Origin of the sequence: Frankia sp. ACN1ag, from assembly GCF_001414035.1 — a bacterium.
Classification (GTDB): Bacteria; Actinomycetota; Actinomycetes; order Frankiales; family Frankiaceae; genus Frankia; species Frankia torreyi.
The window spans coordinates 92,094-109,201 of record NZ_LJPA01000026.1 but is presented as its reverse complement, the minus strand read 5'-3'; the positions used below and the strand labels follow the sequence as shown (position 1 = coordinate 109,201).

General features: G+C 70.1%; 16 protein-coding genes, 1 tRNA gene and 11 pseudogenes. 14 read left to right on the top strand and 14 right to left on the bottom strand.

Annotated elements, in window-relative coordinates:
- Positions 1–165: pseudogene (locus tag UK82_RS43070) on the bottom strand (helix-turn-helix domain-containing protein); the annotation flags it as partial.
- 1 nt (position 166) lies between these two features.
- Positions 167–240 (bottom strand): annotated as a pseudogene (locus UK82_RS43065) (transposase); the annotation flags it as partial.
- A gap of 155 nt (positions 241–395) precedes the next feature.
- Between UK82_RS43065 and UK82_RS33045 the strand changes: the two are divergent.
- The 4 genes from UK82_RS33045 to UK82_RS21935 all read left to right on the top strand — a co-directional run bounded on the left by UK82_RS33045 (position 396) and on the right by UK82_RS21935 (position 4,632).
- Positions 396–773, top strand: a complete 378-nt coding sequence (locus UK82_RS33045) for a hypothetical protein (protein ID WP_128423271.1) — start codon at positions 396–398, stop codon at positions 771–773.
- A 963-nt stretch (positions 774–1,736) separates the two neighbouring features.
- Entirely contained in the window at positions 1,737–2,276 is a 540-nt protein-coding gene (locus UK82_RS21945; protein WP_044884524.1) for a peptidase inhibitor family I36 protein, read from the top strand.
- A gap of 137 nt (positions 2,277–2,413) precedes the next feature.
- Positions 2,414–3,391, top strand: a complete 978-nt coding sequence (locus UK82_RS21940; protein ID WP_044884523.1) for a hypothetical protein — start codon at positions 2,414–2,416, stop codon at positions 3,389–3,391.
- A 68-nt stretch (positions 3,392–3,459) separates the two neighbouring features.
- Positions 3,460–4,632, top strand: a complete 1,173-nt coding sequence (locus tag UK82_RS21935; protein WP_044884446.1) for a S8 family peptidase — start codon at positions 3,460–3,462, stop codon at positions 4,630–4,632.
- 69 nt (positions 4,633–4,701) lie between these two features.
- On the opposite strand, the gene UK82_RS21930 is transcribed toward UK82_RS21935, so the two are convergent.
- The 4 genes and pseudogenes from UK82_RS21930 to UK82_RS21920 form a co-directional block, all read right to left on the bottom strand.
- Positions 4,702–6,069 (bottom strand): lamin tail domain-containing protein, encoded by a 1,368-nt coding sequence (locus tag UK82_RS21930; protein WP_082121773.1) that lies wholly within the window; start codon positions 6,067–6,069, stop codon positions 4,702–4,704.
- A gap of 225 nt (positions 6,070–6,294) precedes the next feature.
- Positions 6,295–6,750: a GNAT family N-acetyltransferase gene (locus UK82_RS21925; RefSeq protein WP_313949824.1), complete on the bottom strand. Its 456-nt coding sequence runs from the start codon at positions 6,748–6,750 to the stop codon at positions 6,295–6,297.
- A 1-nt stretch (position 6,751) separates the two neighbouring features.
- Positions 6,752–6,825: pseudogene (locus UK82_RS39400) on the bottom strand (GNAT family N-acetyltransferase); the annotation flags it as partial.
- A 32-nt stretch (positions 6,826–6,857) separates the two neighbouring features.
- Positions 6,858–8,093: a helix-turn-helix transcriptional regulator gene (locus tag UK82_RS21920; RefSeq protein WP_044884444.1), complete on the bottom strand. Its 1,236-nt coding sequence runs from the start codon at positions 8,091–8,093 to the stop codon at positions 6,858–6,860.
- A 192-nt stretch (positions 8,094–8,285) separates the two neighbouring features.
- Here UK82_RS21920 and UK82_RS21915 point away from each other — a divergent pair, with 192 nt between their 5' ends.
- From UK82_RS21915 to UK82_RS39385, 5 genes and pseudogenes are all read left to right on the top strand, one after another.
- Positions 8,286–8,657 (top strand): hypothetical protein, encoded by a 372-nt coding sequence (locus UK82_RS21915; RefSeq protein WP_044884521.1) that lies wholly within the window; start codon positions 8,286–8,288, stop codon positions 8,655–8,657.
- 162 nt (positions 8,658–8,819) lie between these two features.
- Positions 8,820–8,983: pseudogene (locus tag UK82_RS39395) on the top strand (XRE family transcriptional regulator); the annotation flags it as partial.
- Position 8,984: 1 nt separating this feature from the next.
- Positions 8,985–9,134 (top strand): helix-turn-helix transcriptional regulator (locus tag UK82_RS39390; protein ID WP_236706273.1); only part of this gene is annotated, 150 nt, incomplete at its 5' end.
- A 90-nt stretch (positions 9,135–9,224) separates the two neighbouring features.
- Positions 9,225–9,374 (top strand): annotated as a pseudogene (locus UK82_RS43060) (SAM-dependent methyltransferase); the annotation flags it as partial.
- 1 nt (position 9,375) lies between these two features.
- Positions 9,376–9,659: pseudogene (locus UK82_RS39385) on the top strand (methyltransferase domain-containing protein); the annotation flags it as partial.
- Positions 9,660–10,314: 655 nt separating this feature from the next.
- On the opposite strand, the pseudogene UK82_RS21900 reads toward UK82_RS39385, so the two are convergent.
- Both UK82_RS21900 and UK82_RS39380 read right to left on the bottom strand, forming a co-directional pair.
- Positions 10,315–11,384 (bottom strand): annotated as a pseudogene (locus UK82_RS21900) (RNA-guided endonuclease InsQ/TnpB family protein); the annotation flags it as partial.
- 1 nt (position 11,385) lies between these two features.
- Positions 11,386–11,520, bottom strand: a 135-nt coding sequence (locus UK82_RS39380; protein WP_236706272.1) for a helix-turn-helix domain-containing protein, incomplete at its 3' end; no start/stop codon positions are given.
- Between the two features lie 23 nt (positions 11,521–11,543).
- On the opposite strand from UK82_RS39380, the pseudogene UK82_RS39375 reads away from it, so the two are divergent.
- A pseudogene (locus UK82_RS39375) lies at positions 11,544–11,647 on the top strand (IS200/IS605 family transposase); the annotation flags it as partial.
- Position 11,648: 1 nt separating this feature from the next.
- Positions 11,649–11,960, top strand: a 312-nt coding sequence (gene tnpA, locus UK82_RS21895; RefSeq protein ID WP_236706267.1) for an IS200/IS605 family transposase, incomplete at its 5' end; no start/stop codon positions are given.
- A 305-nt stretch (positions 11,961–12,265) separates the two neighbouring features.
- Here the strand turns inward: tnpA and UK82_RS39370 are convergent.
- Positions 12,266–12,652: a hypothetical protein gene (locus tag UK82_RS39370; RefSeq protein ID WP_236706266.1), complete on the bottom strand. Its 387-nt coding sequence runs from the start codon at positions 12,650–12,652 to the stop codon at positions 12,266–12,268.
- Here UK82_RS39370 and UK82_RS39365 point away from each other — a divergent pair.
- Together UK82_RS39365 and UK82_RS39360 are read left to right on the top strand one after the other, a co-directional pair.
- Positions 12,609–12,898 (top strand): annotated as a pseudogene (locus UK82_RS39365) (polysaccharide deacetylase family protein); the annotation flags it as partial. The gene UK82_RS39370 and the pseudogene UK82_RS39365 overlap by 44 nt on opposite strands.
- A 1-nt stretch (position 12,899) precedes the next feature.
- Positions 12,900–13,280 (top strand): polysaccharide deacetylase family protein (locus tag UK82_RS39360; protein WP_236706265.1); only part of this gene is annotated, 381 nt, incomplete at its 5' end.
- 248 nt (positions 13,281–13,528) lie between these two features.
- Here UK82_RS39360 and UK82_RS21880 read toward each other — a convergent pair.
- Both UK82_RS21880 and UK82_RS21875 read right to left on the bottom strand, forming a co-directional pair.
- Positions 13,529–13,600: transfer RNA gene (locus tag UK82_RS21880), tRNA-Val, on the bottom strand.
- 184 nt (positions 13,601–13,784) lie between these two features.
- On the bottom strand, positions 13,785–14,243 hold the full coding sequence (locus UK82_RS21875) for a peroxiredoxin (protein WP_044888340.1): 459 nt from the start codon (positions 14,241–14,243) through the stop codon (positions 13,785–13,787).
- 613 nt (positions 14,244–14,856) lie between these two features.
- On the opposite strand from UK82_RS21875, the gene UK82_RS21865 reads away from it, so the two are divergent.
- Positions 14,857–15,477 carry a DUF4234 domain-containing protein gene (locus tag UK82_RS21865; protein ID WP_236706264.1) on the top strand — a complete coding sequence of 207 codons (621 nt, stop codon included), beginning with the start codon at positions 14,857–14,859 and terminating at the stop codon, positions 15,475–15,477.
- A 164-nt stretch (positions 15,478–15,641) separates the two neighbouring features.
- Here UK82_RS21865 and UK82_RS21860 read toward each other — a convergent pair whose 3' ends face one another.
- The 3 genes and pseudogenes from UK82_RS21860 to UK82_RS39350 form a co-directional block, all read right to left on the bottom strand.
- The gene (locus tag UK82_RS21860; protein ID WP_009742958.1) at positions 15,642–16,079 is read right to left on the bottom strand and encodes a DUF3052 domain-containing protein; all 438 of its coding nucleotides are present in this window, start codon (positions 16,077–16,079) and stop codon (positions 15,642–15,644) included.
- A gap of 241 nt (positions 16,080–16,320) precedes the next feature.
- A pseudogene (locus UK82_RS39355) lies at positions 16,321–16,540 on the bottom strand (YjbQ family protein); the annotation flags it as partial.
- A gap of 1 nt (position 16,541) precedes the next feature.
- Positions 16,542–16,725 (bottom strand): annotated as a pseudogene (locus tag UK82_RS39350) (YjbQ family protein); the annotation flags it as partial.
- Positions 16,726–17,108: the final 383 nt, after the last annotated feature.

Here is a 17,108-nt window from a genome sequence, read left to right as displayed (position 1 = left end):
CCGCAACTGTTCTTCATCCAACCGGCAGCGTGACGTCGGCCCCCGCGACCGCAACCCCGCCACCCCACCGGCCTTCCACACCCGCCGCCACCGCTCCACCGACCGCTCAGTCACCCGCAACCCAGCGGCAACCTCCCGGTTCGACACACCCTGTTCGAACAAATGNGCGGCTTCTTGTCGTATCCGTTCCCGGCGATCTCGATCCTCAGCGGTCAACCCGCCACCCGTCGCATACCTCATACCAACGGACTACCCAACCCCCAACGATCACCCCAGCGATCACCACCGGATCAACCCGACCCGGCACATTAAAGATCAGTAGCCGTCGCTGATATCCGGGCCCGGCGGACCGATCACGTGCCGGTTCCGAACGCCCCTCGTCGAGGCGCCGGACGATGCCGCTACCCGTCGATCTCGACGATCCGCTCGGCGCCGGCCTCGTGGCGCAGCGGCCCGCGGCCGAGCAGCCCCTCGAGCTCCCGGATCCGCCGCTGGAGCCGCTCGACCTGCTGCTTTCCAATTTCCTGACCGTTTTCCCAGCCGCAACGATGACCGTCGCCCATCCCCCGCTGGTACGCCTCGGCGACGTCGCGCTCGTGCTCGGTGAGGTGCGTGCGGCAGGCGATCTCGGGCCCGTAGAGGCGCATCCGGCACGGTTTTCCGGACCGGGTCGGCCGCCCGCACAACCGGACCTCGACCAACTGATCGCCAGCACGCTCGCCCATGTCGCCACCGCTCTCATCGTTGTCAGGGATGACCGCGAAAAAGTATAACCATGCAAAGAGTCAGACAAGATGTTCCCGACTATTTCGATAGTCAAAGAACGGCGATCTTCGGTGGCGCGCGGAAGCCGCGCCGAATAGTCGTTCGAACGACGCCCGCATCCGTCCTGTTCGGACGGCACTCCTTCATCGACGCTCGTTCACGCGCCACACCCGCAGAGCCCGCCACACCACAGGGCCCGGCGCGGGCGGGATGCCGCGGGCGGGATACCGCGGACGGGATACCGCGGACGGGCGCCGTCGGCCCCAGTCGCCCAGCCTTCGATGCCCGATCCCCGACGGCTGCGGGCACGCCGGGTGTGCCCGCGTCGGCGATCCGCCCCACGGGAGCACGCCGAACGGCTCGCCCACTCGACGGCTTCACGCCTTGCCTGGTCAGGGGCTTTAGGACAGCGGAAGAGGGGCCTCGAGAAGGCTGCCGGCGCCGTCGACGGCCGCCGATCGGCCACACGAGACACCCTGGTGCGCCGGCAAGACGGACGGAACGAGTCCGTTTGCCGAAACTCCCGGCGGCCGGCGGTGTCAGGTATCCGTCACCGCCGCCGTTCCTGCCCCGACCACCACCCGGATACGCCCGCCAGCACGGGAAAAGCAGCCGGAATTTCCCCGATTAGACGGGACATGCGCCACTCGACAACCCGCGACTCCAGCTCGACACGCGCTACGGCGGCATCCTGGACACCGCGGACCCGACGCCATACTTTCAATCCGCACCCAGCATTCTCCCCAACCAGGCAGTCGCTTTACCACCGAAACCAAGTCCAGCGACGAAGCCTCATTGTTGAAGCAACTTTCATCAGGTCACGACCAGACCCGCCGGGGCACCCGGAGACCACGATGCGCGTGCCGCGCGGGCGATTCATCTGACGTGCCTGGGAAGGGCGTCCGGGGCAACGTGACGTCGTTGCGGGAGCGGCGTTCAAACATTTTCTCATCGACGCAAGGAGCATGGACATGAACAGGACCTCCCTTCGCCGGAGCCTCGCCGTCGCCGTTGGCGGGGTGGCAGTCGCCGGCGTCGTCGCCGTCGGGCAACCCGCCCTCGCCGCCAGCGGCGGCGGATCGGCCACCACTCCGGGGACCAGCGCACCGGTGGCCAAGAGCAGCTCGGGTCTCAGCGCCGCCGCGACGACCAGGTCCGGCCGCAACGGCGGGGGCGTCAGCGCGCAGCACCTCGACGGGGCCTGCAACCTGTACAGCAACGGCGACGGCGACCTCTGTCTGTGGTACTTCCGGAACTACGGGGGCAGCCACGCGGACTTCTTCTTCTCGGACAACAACCTCAACAACAACACCTTCAGCTCGCCCGGCGCCGGGCAGGGCGCCCGGGTCGGAAACAACTCGGAATCCGCCTGGAACTACGACCAGCACCTCACCGCCCGCGTCTACACCGGCGTGAACAGCACCGGCACCTGGGGCACCATCGCCCCCAGCAGCGGCGGCAACTTCACCAGCACGTTCATCAACAACGTCGAGTCCTTCATCTGGGTCTGAGCCCGCTAGAAAACCGATCCAATCGCTAGACCGCTCCCGCCGACAACGCGCCGTTTCAGGGCCGGTCCCGTCCCCAACCGGACGATCAGGATCGGCCCTGATCGGCTGTGCCGGCCGCGGTGACCGACAGGAGACCGATGCCCCACCAGGCGGGCCGTTTCGGCCGGCATCATGCCCCCCGCCGGCGGGCCGCCCCCGAATGGCCCGACCTCGCCTCCCGGTGGGCGCCGGCGGCGGCGCTGGCCCTCTCCGTAGCCCTCGTCTCGGCCTTCGTCGCCGGCTGCGGGGGCACGCGCTCCAGCGCGCCCGCCGCCGTGGCGGCGGTCCGGCCGCCGGTGCTTCTCGACGGCGCCGCGCTGCACCTTCCCCTCGACCGGTACCTGCTCAGCCCGCGCGAATCCGCGTCGGTCGCCCGGGCGTACCGGGCGTTGCTCGCCCAGTGCACGCGCCGCTTCGGGTTGCCCGATCCGCGGCCGCGGCCCGTCGCCTCGGACCTGCCGGCCACGTTGAACGAACGCCGCTACGGCATCACCGACGCGGCACTGGCCGCGACGGCCGGCTACCGCGTGTCGAAGCCTCGACCGGCCGGCGAACCCCCGACGCCCGCGGAATCGGCGACGACACCGGATCCCGGGACCCTCGACATCCTCACCGGCCGGCATCCAGGCGCCGTCGACGGGCGCCCCATCCCGGCCGGCGGCTGTGCCGGTGAGGCGAAACGCCGGTTGAATGCGGGCGCACCCGCCGGCACGGACCCGGACCTGGCGCAGCGGCTCTCCCAGACCAGCTATTTCGCATCCGGCCGCGACGGGCGCGTGCAGGAGGTCCTGCGCGCCTGGTCGGCCTGCATGGGCAGGCATGGATTGCACTATTCGTCGCCGCTGGACGCCGCCGCCGATCCGCGGTTCCGCACGGGCCCGGTGTCGGCGACGGAAACCGCCGTGGCGGCGACCGACATCACCTGTAAGAAACAGACCAATCTGGTCGGCGTCTGGTTCGACGTCGAGTCGGAGCTCCAACGCCCCGACCTCGCCGCCAACCGGAAGGCGCTGGAGGGCATCCGGCAGACCAACCAGATCCAGTTGACGGTCGCGCGCGGCCTCGGGCTCGGCTGATCCGCCTCCCGGTGCACCCGCCCCGCGACCGGCGCGCCGATCCGGCGCGGCCCGGAGGAGTAGAACCAATGAGAAGAAGCCTTTGTCGACTCGCGGCGACCGGCGGGCTCGTCACCGCTTTCGTCGTGGCGCAGACGGCCGCGGTGGACGCCGCCCTCGCAGCCCCATCCGACCCCGCCGGCCAGTACATCGTCGTGCTGAAATCCGCCGCGTCGCCGAGCGGTCCGGCGCCCGCCGTCGGCCGTGCCCGGGGTATGGGCGTGCGGGTCGACCGGGAGTTCCGCCAGACCGTGAACGGATACGCGGCGCGGCTCGACGCCCAGCAGCTCACCGCAGTGCGCGCCGACCCCGACGTCGCCTACGTCGAGGCCGACCAGGTGGTCCGGGCCGACATCACGCAGCGGCGGCCCGACTGGGGACTGGACCGCATCGACCAGCGCGACCGCCCGCTGGATCACAAGTACACCTACGACTCGACCGGTGCCCGCGTCACCGCGTACATCGTCGACACCGGCATCCGGACCAGCCACAAGGACTTCGGCGGCCGTGCCTCGGGCGGCTTCTCGTCCATCAGCGACGGTAACGGCACCGACGACTGCAACGGCCACGGCACGCACGTTGCCGGGACCGTGGGTGGATCGACGTACGGCGTCGCCAAGTCGGTCCGCCTGGTCGCGGTACGGGTGCTGGACTGCGACGGTTTCGGCACAGTGAGCGGCGTCATCGCGGGCATCGACTGGATCACCGCCCACCACGCCAGCCCCGCCGTGGTGAACATGAGCCTGGAGGGCGACGCGTCCCGGGCGCTGGACCTGGCGGTACGCCAGTCCATCAACGCCGGCCTGACCTACTCCGTCTCGGCCGGCAACGGCGGCAGCGACGCGTGCGACTTCTCCCCCGCCCGACTTCCCCGCGCCATCACCGTGGGCGCGACGACCGCCGACGACAGCCGCGACATCTCGTACTCCAACTTCGGCAGGTGCGTGGACCTGTTCGCCCCCGGCACCGCCATCACGTCCGACTGGAACGCCTCCGACACCGCCACCAACACCATCAGCGGGACCTCCATGGCGGCCCCGCACGTCACCGGAGCCGCCGCCCTCTTCCTGAGCACCCATCCCGGCGCCGGCCCCGACCGGGTCCGCACCGCCATCGTGAACGCCGCCACCCAAGGCGCGCTGACCAACGTCGGCGACGGTTCCCCGAACGCCCTGCTCTACTCCCGGACGACGGCCCGCTGACCCACCCTGCGCCCGACGGGAGTGATGGGGGTGGGCGGCTCGGCCGGGCCGCCCACCCCTGTCGGGACGTCAGGGTGTGCAGGTCAGGGTGCCGCTGCGCAGCGCGTGGCTGGAGTCGTTGTCGTCGTCGGACCAGACGACCGGCTTGTGCCCGGCCGAGCAGGTGTCCTGCGGGGCGAGGGCGAACCCCTCGTTGTTGTAGTTGGACATCCCGGAGGGGCGGGCGTACACGGCGGTGACGGCGAGCCGGCCGGCGGCGTTGATGTCGAGCGTCGCGGTGCGACCCTGGCAGGTGTCGTCGCATTCGGCCCACAGGTGGCCGGTCGCGGGCTCGTACTCGAGGTCCATGACCCCGGCGAAGCCGCTCGAAACGGTGGCGATCCGGGTGTAGCCGCCGCCGCTCTGGTTGAGCGCGTAGGCGTAGACAGTGCCGTTCGCTTCAAGACCGACGAAATACAGGCCGCTGCCGTGGCCGGGATAGGCGCCCGGGTCGTAGGCGGTGTTGGTGTGCTCGTCGTGGAAGCCGTGCGCGGTGAGGTACGTGTCGGGGATCCACGAGATGGCCTCGAGCCCGCTGTTGGCCGCCACGGCAGGCAGGTCGGAGGTGAGGTTCCATTCCGCGGTCGCGTTCAGCGAGGTGCCCGTGGCGGAGCCGTCGTACCGCAGGACCTTCAGCAGGCTGACGCCGTTGTTGCTGTTGTCCCGTTCCGTGGAGACGACCACGCCGTCAGGGGTGGTGACCACGCCCTCCGCGTCGGGATCACCGGTCCCACTGGCGTAGTGCAGCGCCTTGCCCGAGGCCCAGCCGCCGGTCGTGTCGGGCTGCCACTTCGCGCCGTTCGGCACGAGCCGGTACAGCGTGCCGGGGCCGTTCTTCACCGCCCACAGAACACCGGAGCTCTGGAACGACAGGCCGCTGAGGTTCGTGCCGAACACGTTCGCGTCGTCCGCGGTGGCGACGGCCGAGCCGCCGGGCCACGCGCTGGCGGGGCAGGCGTTCGCCGCGCCTCGGGTCGACGCGGTGGTCGTCGTGAACGAACCGGTGCCGTCCGGGCAGCGCCCGTAGGTCGTCGACGCATGCGAGGTCCAGGTGTAGGAATCGACCAGCGTCGTACCACCCGGCTGATACAGCCGCACCGAATCGGAACTACCGAGGCCGAACACCGGATCGACATCGAGAACCAGATGTCCCCCGGCCGCCAGCGACGTGCCCGACGCCACCGTGAACACGTGCGAGTCGTCGTTGTCCTTGACGACCCAGCCGGAGACGTCCACAGCCGCCGAACCGATGTTCGTCAGCTCCACCCAGTCGCCGGGCGATCCACCGCTCGACTCGACCTCGTTGATCCGCACGTCCGCCGGCCCCTGCGCCACCGCCGGCATACCGAACAGGCCGAGGGCGGCGACGGCCAGAACTGTGGCGACAGCGAGTCGCATTTTCCCACGCGAATATCTACGCAATGCAGTTGCTCCTCGTGCAGGGTCATGGGCAGGCGTCATGGGCAGGCGGAGGCGAGCTCGCGCTCCTCGCGGAGCCTCCTGCACACCGACGACCAGAGGTTGAACACGCAACCAACGGCATGGGCAGCACGGATGACCACATAGCACGGATGACCACACAGCACGGACGGCCCCTAGCACAGGTACACACGTACGGACAGCTCACCGAGATCCCGCGCTGAGCGGCCGCCAGTCGGGACGGCTGATCGCGTAGATGTGCCGCGGCTGACCGTTACGCTCGGTGGCTTCCGCTAACGTCATGCCGAGCTTGCCCGCGACCCGGATGGACGCCGCGTTCTCCGGGTGAATGATCGAGATGACCCGGTCGGCGCGGAGACCGACGAAGGCGTACTCGATCGCGGCGGCACCGCCCTCGGTCGCGAATCCCTCCCCCCACCGCTCCGGGCGGATGGTCCAGGCGGCTTCCAGGCCGGGCCAGCCGTACTCCCGGTAAAGGCCGGCGCGTCCGATGAACTCCCCGGTGGCCCGCTCGTGCGCGAGCCACATACCGAAGCCGTTGAGGGCCCAGTGCCCGATCTGCAACGCGAACATGTTCCAGACCGCGCCCTCACTCGACGGCGATCCGGTGTAGCGGCTCATCTGCGGGTTCAACGCCATNCGGGTGTAGGCGGGGATGTCATCGGCGGTCCACCCGCGCAGGATGAGCCGCTCGGTACGCACGGTCGGCACCATGACCGCGGGGAGCGACTCGCCTATGTCGAGGATCATCCATCCATCAAAGCCGGCCGGGTAACGGCGTTGAGCCGTTCACGGAAGTCCACGACCTCCGGGAGGGGAGCCTGCCCGGCGAGATCGGCCGCGAGCCGTCCCGCGCGGCTGATCAGCGTCTGGGTCGGGCTCGCGGCCAGGATCGCCAGGGCCCGCATCCCGAGCCGGGCCGCCTCGGCCGTATCAGGTCGCGGGCGGCGCACGAGGGCGGTCGCGAGAACCATGACGGCGTGGCCGTGGTCCTCGAAGCCGACGGCCCGACCGCGCTCGAAGGCGTCGACGGCGCCGCGGGCGATCGGCTCCGCCTCGTCGCCCGCGCCGAGACGGGCCAGAACCCCGGCGGTGAACGATTCGGCCGTCGCAGGTCCGAACGGCGAGCTTCCCGGCCGGGCCGGGACATCGATCACGGCGCGCCGCATCCGTTCCAGCGCCTCCCGGGTGCCGGCCGGATCGCCGAGGGCGGCCAGGGCCCGCGCCTCATAGGCCGCGAGCCTGGCCCGGGTGTAGGGATGGTCGGGTGCCCGGCACGCGGCTTCGACGGCTTCGGCGTACTGGTGGCCGTAGAACGCCAGGGTGGAGGACATCGCCGCCATGGAGGCGGTCAGCACCGGGTCGTCGATCTGGTCGGAGTGGTCGCCGGCCTGGGTGACGAAGCGCCGCGAGGCGGCCTGATCGCCGAGATTGAACGCCAGCCGCGACAGCATGTACGCCGAGTAGCCGGCTATCTGGGTGAGTTTCGCCTGTGCCCTGGTCTTGGCGCCCGCGTCGAGGAGCCGCTCGGCGGACTGCCAGGTGCGATACACCCGCGGGGCGAGGATCGCATGGGGCGTGGTCGTGAACACCGCCGCATGACCGTCGAGCTCGTCGTCGAGTTCGGTCAGGGTGAGCACGTCCGGGTTGCGGCGCGCGCGCCGCCGGTAGGTGTCCGCGGCGATCAACCCGGCCGCGGAGAACTCGAAAACCTGCCTGCGGTCGGTCCCGGCCGCGCCGTCGCCGTCGCCGTCTCGTGCCGCCTCGAGTCGGGCCTGCCAGGCGGCGATCTCCCCGCCGGTCCGCCAGTAGTCGTCGAGAGCGGCGCACAGATCGGCGGAGGGCAGCTCCCCGTTCTCGGCCTTGGAGATCCGGGTCCGATGAAACCCGATCCGTCGGCTCAGCGTGTCCTGACTCATCCGGCCGCGCAGACTCCGAATCCGCCGCCCCAGCGCCGCCGCGCCGGTCCTGTCCTCGTTCACCCGTCGCTGTTCCTCCCCGTTCGCCTGACGTCGGGTCCGCGGCCGCAGCGGCGCACAGCACGGCACGGCACCGCACGCATCGTGCGCACACCTGGCGGTCACCCGGTCACGTGCACAGACTGCCCATGTCGGCGAGGAACCCGGATGGTCCCGCGCCGACGGGTCACCGGAGACCACTACGCAGGAGCGACCATGGCCAGCCCCCCGGACCAGCTCGCCTGGCGCCGGCCCGCTGTCAGTCCCGACGTCGCGTTCGCCCGTGACGGTGAGACCGTCGCCATCAGCTACACGGCCGGCACCGACCCGGACCTGCGGATGCCCAGGGCGATCTGGTTCGCCCTGCGGGCGGAGATCCGCGCCGGCGACCGGGGAGCGTTCCACCGGCTGAACGCCGCCTGGACCCCCTGGACCGCCGCCAGCGGCGGCCTCGCCGCCGAGCGGGACGGGCACGTCCACCTCCGCTACGGCTACCTCGGCAGCCACCACATCGAGATCCCCGCCGCCGTCTGGCGCCAGATCTGCGCCGCCGTCCGCACCGGCGCGATCAACCACCTCACCGACTGAGACCGACTGGCTGCGTCACAATGCGGCGGAGTCGCAGGCGGCGCTGTTGATCGCCGGCAACAAGGCCAGCGACTGGTCGCGGTGGTACAAGACTGCGATCCCGGCTGCGGAGGCCGCATACGACGGATGGCTGGCTTTCGAGCGGAAACGGCGGGAAGGCTCATGACCGAGTTCCATGATTGGCAGGACATCCGTGCCGACCTGCATGACGGCGACGACGAGGCGCTCGCCGTCGAGCGGGCGCGTACCGAGGCCTGGGTCGGCGCCTTCCATCTCGCCGAGGAGCGCAAACGGCTCGGGCTGACCCAGCGCCAGGTGGCCGAGCTNATGGGCGTCTCCCCCGGACGGGTGAGCCAGATCGAAAACGGTGACCTCGAGGTCAATGAGGTCGCGACGCTGAGCCGGTACGCCCGAGCGCTGGGCGCCCGGATGCGGATCATCTTTGACTACGGCGATGATCTTCGTCAGATCGCCTAAGCCCATAGCGTGCCTGCCTCGCGGAGCAGGCGAACCAGGCATGGAAAATGGGTCGACAGAGCTGCTTTCCGCCCGTTAGCCTGCGGCGCCGTGACGAGCAGCGAGGTGTGGGACGACGAAACGGCAGAGCACTACGACACCATCTCCGCCGAGAAGTTCGCGCCGGAGGTGCTCGGTCCGACCGTCGATCTGCTGGCCCGTCTCGCCGGTTCGGGCGCGGCATTGGAGTTCGCGATCGGCNCCGGTCGCGTCGGAATCCCGCTGGCCGCCCGAGGCGTTCCCGTGACCGGCATCGAGTTGTCGGCCTCGATGGCCGCCCGACTGCGCCGCAAGGTCGATGAGGCGACCCTGCCCGTGGTCGTCGGCGACATGGCCACGACCGCTGTGCCCGGCGAGTTCTCCCTCGTCTTTCTGGTGTGGAACAGCATCTCCAACCTGCGCACCCAGGCGGAGCAGGTGGCATGCTTCCGCAACGCCGCCCGGCATCTCGCCCCCGGCGGGCGGTTTGTCGTTGAGCTGTGGGTGNCGCCGCTACGGCGCCTGCCTCCCGGCCAGTCCGCGGTCCCGATCCGCACCGATGATCGACACCTCGTGCTCGACACCTACGACCTCGCCACCCAGCGGTGCACCTCCCACCACTACTGGCACGAGGCCGACGGGACGGTGCGCCACGGCTCCGGCGAGTTCCGATACATCTGGCCGGCCGAATGCGACCTCATGGCGCAACTCGCCGGCCTGGAGCCGGAGAGCCGGTTCGCCGACTGGGACNGCAGCCCTTTCACCACCGACAGCGAAAGTCACGTCTCCGTCTGGCGCAAGCCCCCGCGAGCCACGGATCAGCGTCCCGCTACCTGCTGATCTCCGCCCGGCTCGACATTCTTCCGGTCGTCAGGAACGCGACGCTTTCGGGGAGGCGAGCTGGCGCCGTTCAAGATTCTTGAGTTGCTGCCAGTCGTCCGGCATCTGCTCCCCAAGTCGATCAGTCCAGGGTATGTGAACGGGTGGGCCGGACCGGCGGATCCGGGTTCGGGCACCCCTCACGCGAGACCGCGACCATCTCGTCGCCCCGAGGCCGGTGACGACGGCCCTCCCACCCTGCGCGCCGAGAGACTCGATCAGCAGGTGGAGTGGGCGCACGATTGACCTCCTCTCCGCCCTGAAGGGCGGAGATTCCCGCCTGCTACACCCCGACGGGGGCAAGCTTCGGGTGGGTTCCCGCTTCGCCGCGCGGTGCCGGCACGGGTGCCGGTCTTACCTGCGCTCCACGGGCAGACGCCGCCAGTCCGGCGGCCTTCGCGACGTTGACCGCCGCGTTCACGTCCCTGTCGAGATGCGACCCGCAGGCCGCGCACGTCCACTCCCGGACGTCCAGCGGCTTCGGGCCGTCCTTCACACCGCAGGTCGAACACACCTGCGAGGTGGGCTCGAAGCGACCGATCCGGACGAACACCCGGCCGTACCGGGTGGCCTTGTACTCCAGCATCCCGACGAACGCGGACCATCCGGCGTCGTGCACCGATGTGGCAAGCCGTGTCCGGGCGAGCCCCTTGACCGCAAGATCCTCCACGGCGACCGCTTGGTTCTCGCGGATCAGCCTGGTGGAGAGCTGGTGGTGGAAATCGCGCCGTGCGTCGGCCACCCGCGCATGCGCACGGGCGACTTTCAGCCTGGCCTTGGCCCGGTTCGCCGAACCCTTCTTCTTACGGGACAGGTCCCGCTGAGCCTTCTTCAGCCGCTTCTCGGCCCGGCGAAGAAACCGAGGAGAGTCGATCTTCGTGCCGTCCGAGAGGACCGCGAAGTGCGTCAGCCCAAGGTCGACGCCAATCTCGGCGTGCGAACCCGGAAGGGTTTCCTGCGGCCCGGTCTCGATGACGAAGCTCGCGAAGTACCGGCCCGCGCTGTCCCGGACCACCGTCACCGTGGACGGCGTCGAGGGCAGACGCCGGGACCACTTCACGTCCACGTCGCCGATCTTCGGTAGTCGCAGCTTCCCGCCCGAGGTGAACGACCAGCGGGCGTTCGCGGTGAACCTGACGGCCTGCCGGCTGTCCCGTTTCGACTTGTACCGGGGTGGCCCCATCCTCGGGCGCTTGCCTTTCAACCCGTCGAAGAAGTTCCGGTATGCCGTGTCGAGGTCGCGCAGTGACTGTTGCAGAACGACGGCCGACACCTCGGCGAGCCACGCCCGTTCCGGCGTCCACTTCGCCTCGGTGATCAGCATCTTCGACAGGTCGCCCGACTTCGGGAACGNCAGCCCCGCCGCGCGCGCCGTCTCTCGGGTGCTGAGCGCGTCGTTGTACACCACGCGCGCGCAGCCGAACGCCCGCGCCAGCGCGACCCGCTGACCGACGCTCGGATACAAGCGGAAGCTGTACCGGAGCTGCACGATCACAGTCGTGCCATTGGTCTATGACGACAGATCTGGGTATCCGCGCTGGCAGGCACTGCGTTTTCGTCCTGCACGCCCACTTGGTTTTCGTGACCAAGTACCGGCATCGGGTCTTCGACGACCGNCACCTGACCCACCTGGAAGAGATCATGCGGGCGGTGTGCGCCGACTTCGAGGTTGAACTGGTCGAGTTCAACGGCGAAGGCGACCATGTCCACCTGCTCGTCCACTTCCCGCCGAAAATCGCCCTGTCGAAGCTCGTCAACAGCCTGAAAGGCGTGTCGTCCCGTCGGATGCGCCAGGAGTTCCCCGACCTGGCCCGGCACTACTGGCGGGCGAACCGGCTCTGGTCAGGCTCCTACTTCGCCGGGTCTGTCGGTGGCGCGCCGCTGGACGTGCTCCGCCGGTACATCGAGGAACAGACCCGTCCGGTTTAGAGCACGCTCAGGCCGCGAGACGGCCTTCCCGCGCGGGCCTTCACCCCCGGCCTGAAGGCCGGAGCACTGGCCCGCAACCCGGTAGCCAGGACCGCACGCAGCTCCAGGTCCAGCCGCAGACGCATCCGCATCCGCATCGCGCGGATGATCAGTTCAGTGCCATCGTCAAGGAGCAGGACGGCGATCTCCAGAAGGTTGCCAGCCAAATCCGGACCCCGCCGGAGCTCCCGCGGCGGGCCGTCCGACCTGCCCCGGCTGNGACCTTGGGCCGTTGCCGGCACCCGTGGGCGGTGCAAGGCTCCTGCTCACGACGTCGGGTGAGACCTCGTCCGCGTCGGATCGGGAGGCGCCATGCGACGCTCACAGCAGGCCCTCGTCACCTTGGTGGTGGCGTCCACCGTCGCGTTCACCGCCTGCGGCGGCTCCAGCGGCATCGCGACGCAGCCCGGCCCGACGTCCGCCACCGCCACCGCCACGAGCACGGCACGGCCCGCCAGTCCCGGCACCGGCACCGGCACCGGCACCGGCGTAGTCCCGCCCACCGCGACGACGACCGGGCCGGGCGGAGCGACGGCGACCGCGACCGCGACCGCGACGATACGGCCCACCCCGGCGAGGCCGACGACGTCGACTAGGCCGTCGACCCCGGTGCCCCCGACGGCACCGACGGCACCGACCACGGGCGTGCCCACGCGCCTGGTCGGTCGGGACTGGGAGCGCATCCCGACCGACCGCCGAATGGTCGCGCTGACGTTCGACGCCGGCGCCAGCGCGGACGGCGTGGACTCGATCCTCTCGACGCTCAGCCGGGAGGGCGTGCCGGCCACCTTCTTCCTCACCGGCCGGTTCGCACAGACCTTCCCGGCCGCCGCGCGCGCCATCGCCGCCCGCGGCCAGGTCATCGGCAGCCATTCGGCCACGCACCCCTACTTCACCCGNCTCACCGACGCGGACCTGCGCGCCGAGCTGCTCGGTGCCCAGGCGACCATTCAGAGCGTCACCGGGGTCGACCCGCGCCCCTGGTTCCGCTTCCCGTACGGCGACCGTGACGCGCGCACGATCGGCGCGGTCAACGCCCTCGGCTACGTGCCGATCCGCTGGACGGTCGACACGCTCGGCTGGAAGGGCACCTCCGGTGGCCAGAGCATGCAGAGCGTCACCGACCGGGTGCTGGCCGCCGCGAGCAGCGGCGAGATCGTCCTCATGCACGTGGGCGCGAACCCGCAGGACCGCTCGACCCTGGATGCGGACGCGCTGGGCGGAATCATTCGGGAACTGCGCGCCCGCGGCTACACCTTCACCACGGTCAAGGCGATGTAGTCACGGCGAGATGACTGAGGGATCCACGTGCACCGACGTGCCGGCCGCCGGCGATCCACGCCTCCCGAGCGCCCCAGCAGCCGCCCCGGGGGCGGCCCAGACGGGTGGCAACAGACCGGGCCCCGCCAACCACACCCCGGAAGCCGCCGCAGGCGCCCCGCCGGGGGGTTCGGGGGGTCGTCCCCCCGGCTAACATTGCGGCTGCGGCGCAGGCGATCAAAGATCGACAAGCACGCGGAGCCAGCGCGTGGGCGCGGCAGGGATCGAACCTGCGACCACTCGCTTGTAAGGCGAGCGCTCTCCCGCTGAGCTACGCGCCCGGGAGACGAGAAAAACGAAGCTGACTAAGACTACGCATGCGGCGACGCCCCGTGGAACGATCGAGCGCCTCGATCGGCGGATGGTGACCGGCCGGTCGGGCACCGACGCTCCAACGGGCCGTCGACAGCGGGAGCCGGCCCCACGACTACCCAGGTACGCCAGGCCGGCTCCCGTAGGTAGATCCTAGAGGGCGGCGAGAGCCTTGAGGTACTCGGCCTGGTCCCGCGCGTCCGGGATGTTGTTGACGACCTTCCAGCGCACGACGCCCTCCTTGTCGATCACGAAGGTGCCGCGCACGGCGATGCCCCGATCCTCGTTGAAGATGCCGTACGCCTTGGCGACCTCGCCGTGCGGCCAGAAGTCGGCGAGCAGCGGGAACTCGTAGCCCTGCTGCTCGGCCCAGACCTTGTGGGCGAACGGCGAGTCGACGGAGACGGCCAGCACCTGGACGTTGTCGTTCTGGAACGAGCCGAGGTCGTCGCGGACCGAGCACAGCTCGCCCTGGCAGACGCCGGTGAAGGTCAGCGGGTAGAAAAGCAGGACGACGTTCCGCTTGCCACGGAACTCCGACAGGGTGATGGTCTCGTTGTTCTGGTCCTTCAGCGAGAAGTCCGGGGCGACGGAGCCAACCTCGACGGTCACGGGCGCTTCCTCTCCACGACGATGGGGCTAATCACAAATGACGCTGATCACGATGACCGAGCACCGAGGACGATGCACGGGCCGATCCGGAGGATCACCACAGATCGAATGATCGCAACGGCAGGTGGGAACGGGAGCGGACCGGCGACGGCACCCACCGGTTCGGGCGCCCCCGCAGATCGGTCCGCCGTCCCAGAGCCAGCATGCCAGTTCCGACCGCGATGAAACCGGNCGACCAGCCGCGGATGGCCCACACGGACGCCCGGGAGCCGTCCGTCCGCCTCACCGGGCGCCCAGGCGTTGACCACGACCTGCGAGGACGATCGACGGCCGATCCACGCAGGGCGCAGGACCACCCGCACCGACAGACATCGATCACCTGCTTCGGGCCGCCACTCGACTGTCACCCAGACGAAGGTTCACCCGCATTCGATCCCAACAGAAGGTATCTTTCGCGCTCCCGGGACACTGATGCGGCGAGTGTTCGGGTTTCCTACGTCAGACTGGCCTAGTCTGGCCGATCGACACGGGAGCCATCGGCCGGACATGCGCGTAACACGGTGCGTGCTCCGCGTGCGCCACAGGTATGGACACCGATGAGGGCAGGACCACCTTGACCAATCAGAGTGCGACCCCGCACGGTTACCCCGAACCGCACGGCTACCCCGCGCAGGAACCCCACCCGATCGACGGTCCGGGCACCTCGACCGGCGGCTTTCCGATCTACGCCTTCCGCGAGTCACTGCCCGGCCCCGAGCCCGAACAAGGCTACCCCGCGACCCCCGACTACGGCTCGCCCGGCCCGGATGGGCCGCACGGCGCGCCGGACTCCTTCGGTGGGGCGGGGGTACTCGGCAAGCACCGCAACCCCTTCGCCGTCTGGCTGGGCCTGCCCCTGATCACCCTTGGGGTCTACTACTTCGTGTGGGTTTACAAGACGAACCGGGAGCTGGGTGAGTACGACCGGCGTATCCAGGTCAACCCGGCCCTGTCCCTGCTGGCGTTCCTCGTCGGTTGGCTGGTCCTCGTGCCGCCGTTCGTCGCCGCCTGGCGGCTGGGTACCCGCACGCGCGCGGCCCAGCACGCCGCCGGGGTGCCGGAGACGAATCCGGTGCTCGCGTTCGTACTGTTCCTGATCGGCTTCGGGCCGCTGTTCCTCCAGCTCGAACTCAACCGCCTCTGGGACCGCTACCCGGGGGCCGTCGAGGGCCAGCAGGTGCCGCTGTACCGCTGAGCCCGGGCGCGGGAGAGCCAGCCGGCCACGCGGGCCCTTCGGGTCCCCGCACGTATCGGTGGAGGCCGCGCGCGGGCCGGCGCAGGTCCCGACCCGACCCGGACGCGGGCATGACTCGACAGCGCCCGGGCCCACACGGGCCGCCGGACGCCCTCGCGCCGGCCTCAGCGGTGCCGCACGCGCTGCGACTTCGGTGCGGCCAGCCGCTGACCCGACCACTCCTGCGCGACGCTCAGCGTGCTGGTCTGCACCAGACCCGCGGTGGGCACCGCGTCCAGCACGTCGCTCGGCGCGACATGACCGTCCCGTCCGGCCTTGGGGGTGAGCAACCAGATCACCCCCTCGTCGGACAGTTGGCGGCGCGCGTCGATGAGCGCGTTGGCCAGATCCCCGTCGTCCTCCCGCCACCACAGCAGGACGATGTCGACGACGTCGTCGGAGTCCTCGGGGACCAGCTCCGTCCCGCTGGCGCTGGTCACCGCGTCCAGCAGATCCTGGGCGATGTCATCGTCCTCGTTGAGCGACTGCACCTGGGTCCCGGCGGAGACTCCCAGTCGCTCCGCCCGGCGCTGACCCTCGGCGTTCGCCGCGGTCGGACTCACCCTGCGCTACCTCCTGTTCGTGTGTGACGCTCCGCGAGGGCCGCGGAGACGTCCCGTGCATGAACGCACCGGCGCGATGGGGTCCATCACCCGGTGCGTCTCGACCTAGTCCACCGGACCTCCCGGTGGCTGCGCAAGTGCCACGCCGTCGGTTGTGGACCGATGACGGCGTGGCCGACGTGCGGCGACTACCCGCCGGTACCCGCAACGAGGCACGATCATTCCGTCGCCGGACGCTCGATCATCCCGTCAGGAGGGACAGCCGGACCGTTCGGTCGGGGTTGTCCACGTTGAGATCGACCAGCGCAATCGACTGCCAGGTGCCGAGCGCGAGCCGACCGTCGAGCACCGGGACGGTGAGCGTCGGCGGGATGAACGCCGGCATGACGTGGGAACGGCCGTGGCCGGGCGAGCCGTGCGCGTGGCGCCACCGGCCGTCGGCGGGCAGCAGCTCGGCGAGGNCCGCGAGCAGGTCGGGATCGCTGCCGGAGCCCAGCTCGAGGATGGCCAGCCCGGCCGTGGCGTGCGGCACGAACACCGACAGCAGGCCATCACCGGAATCAGTGACGAACTCCACCGCGTCGGGGGTGAGGTCGACCACACGCTCCTGGCGGCCGGTGTGCACGGACAGCGTCGTGGTCTTCATCCGGGTGTCCATCAGGGTGATTGTCTACCAGGCGGGGCCCTTCACCGGCTGCGCCGCGGACGACATGTCGACAACGCCGCGCGTATCGCCCGATTCTCTACTCGAAAGTAACCAAGGCGTGCGTGACGAGGTCGCGCAGACGGAGCACGATGGGACCAAGGCGTGTTCGCTCGCCGGGTCCCGCCCTCGGCCGATGGGAGTCGGCCGACCACCCGCAGCGGCATGCCGACAGGAGAAGTTGACGAGCGGCCAGGACGCGGCGATGCATCGATCATGCGGGTTCCCNCATCCGCGAGCACGTGAAGTGACACATGGGCCGACGGACGCACGAGGAGGATCTTCTCGAGCGGCACCGGCGGCCCCGGAAGCTTGAGGAGCAGGAG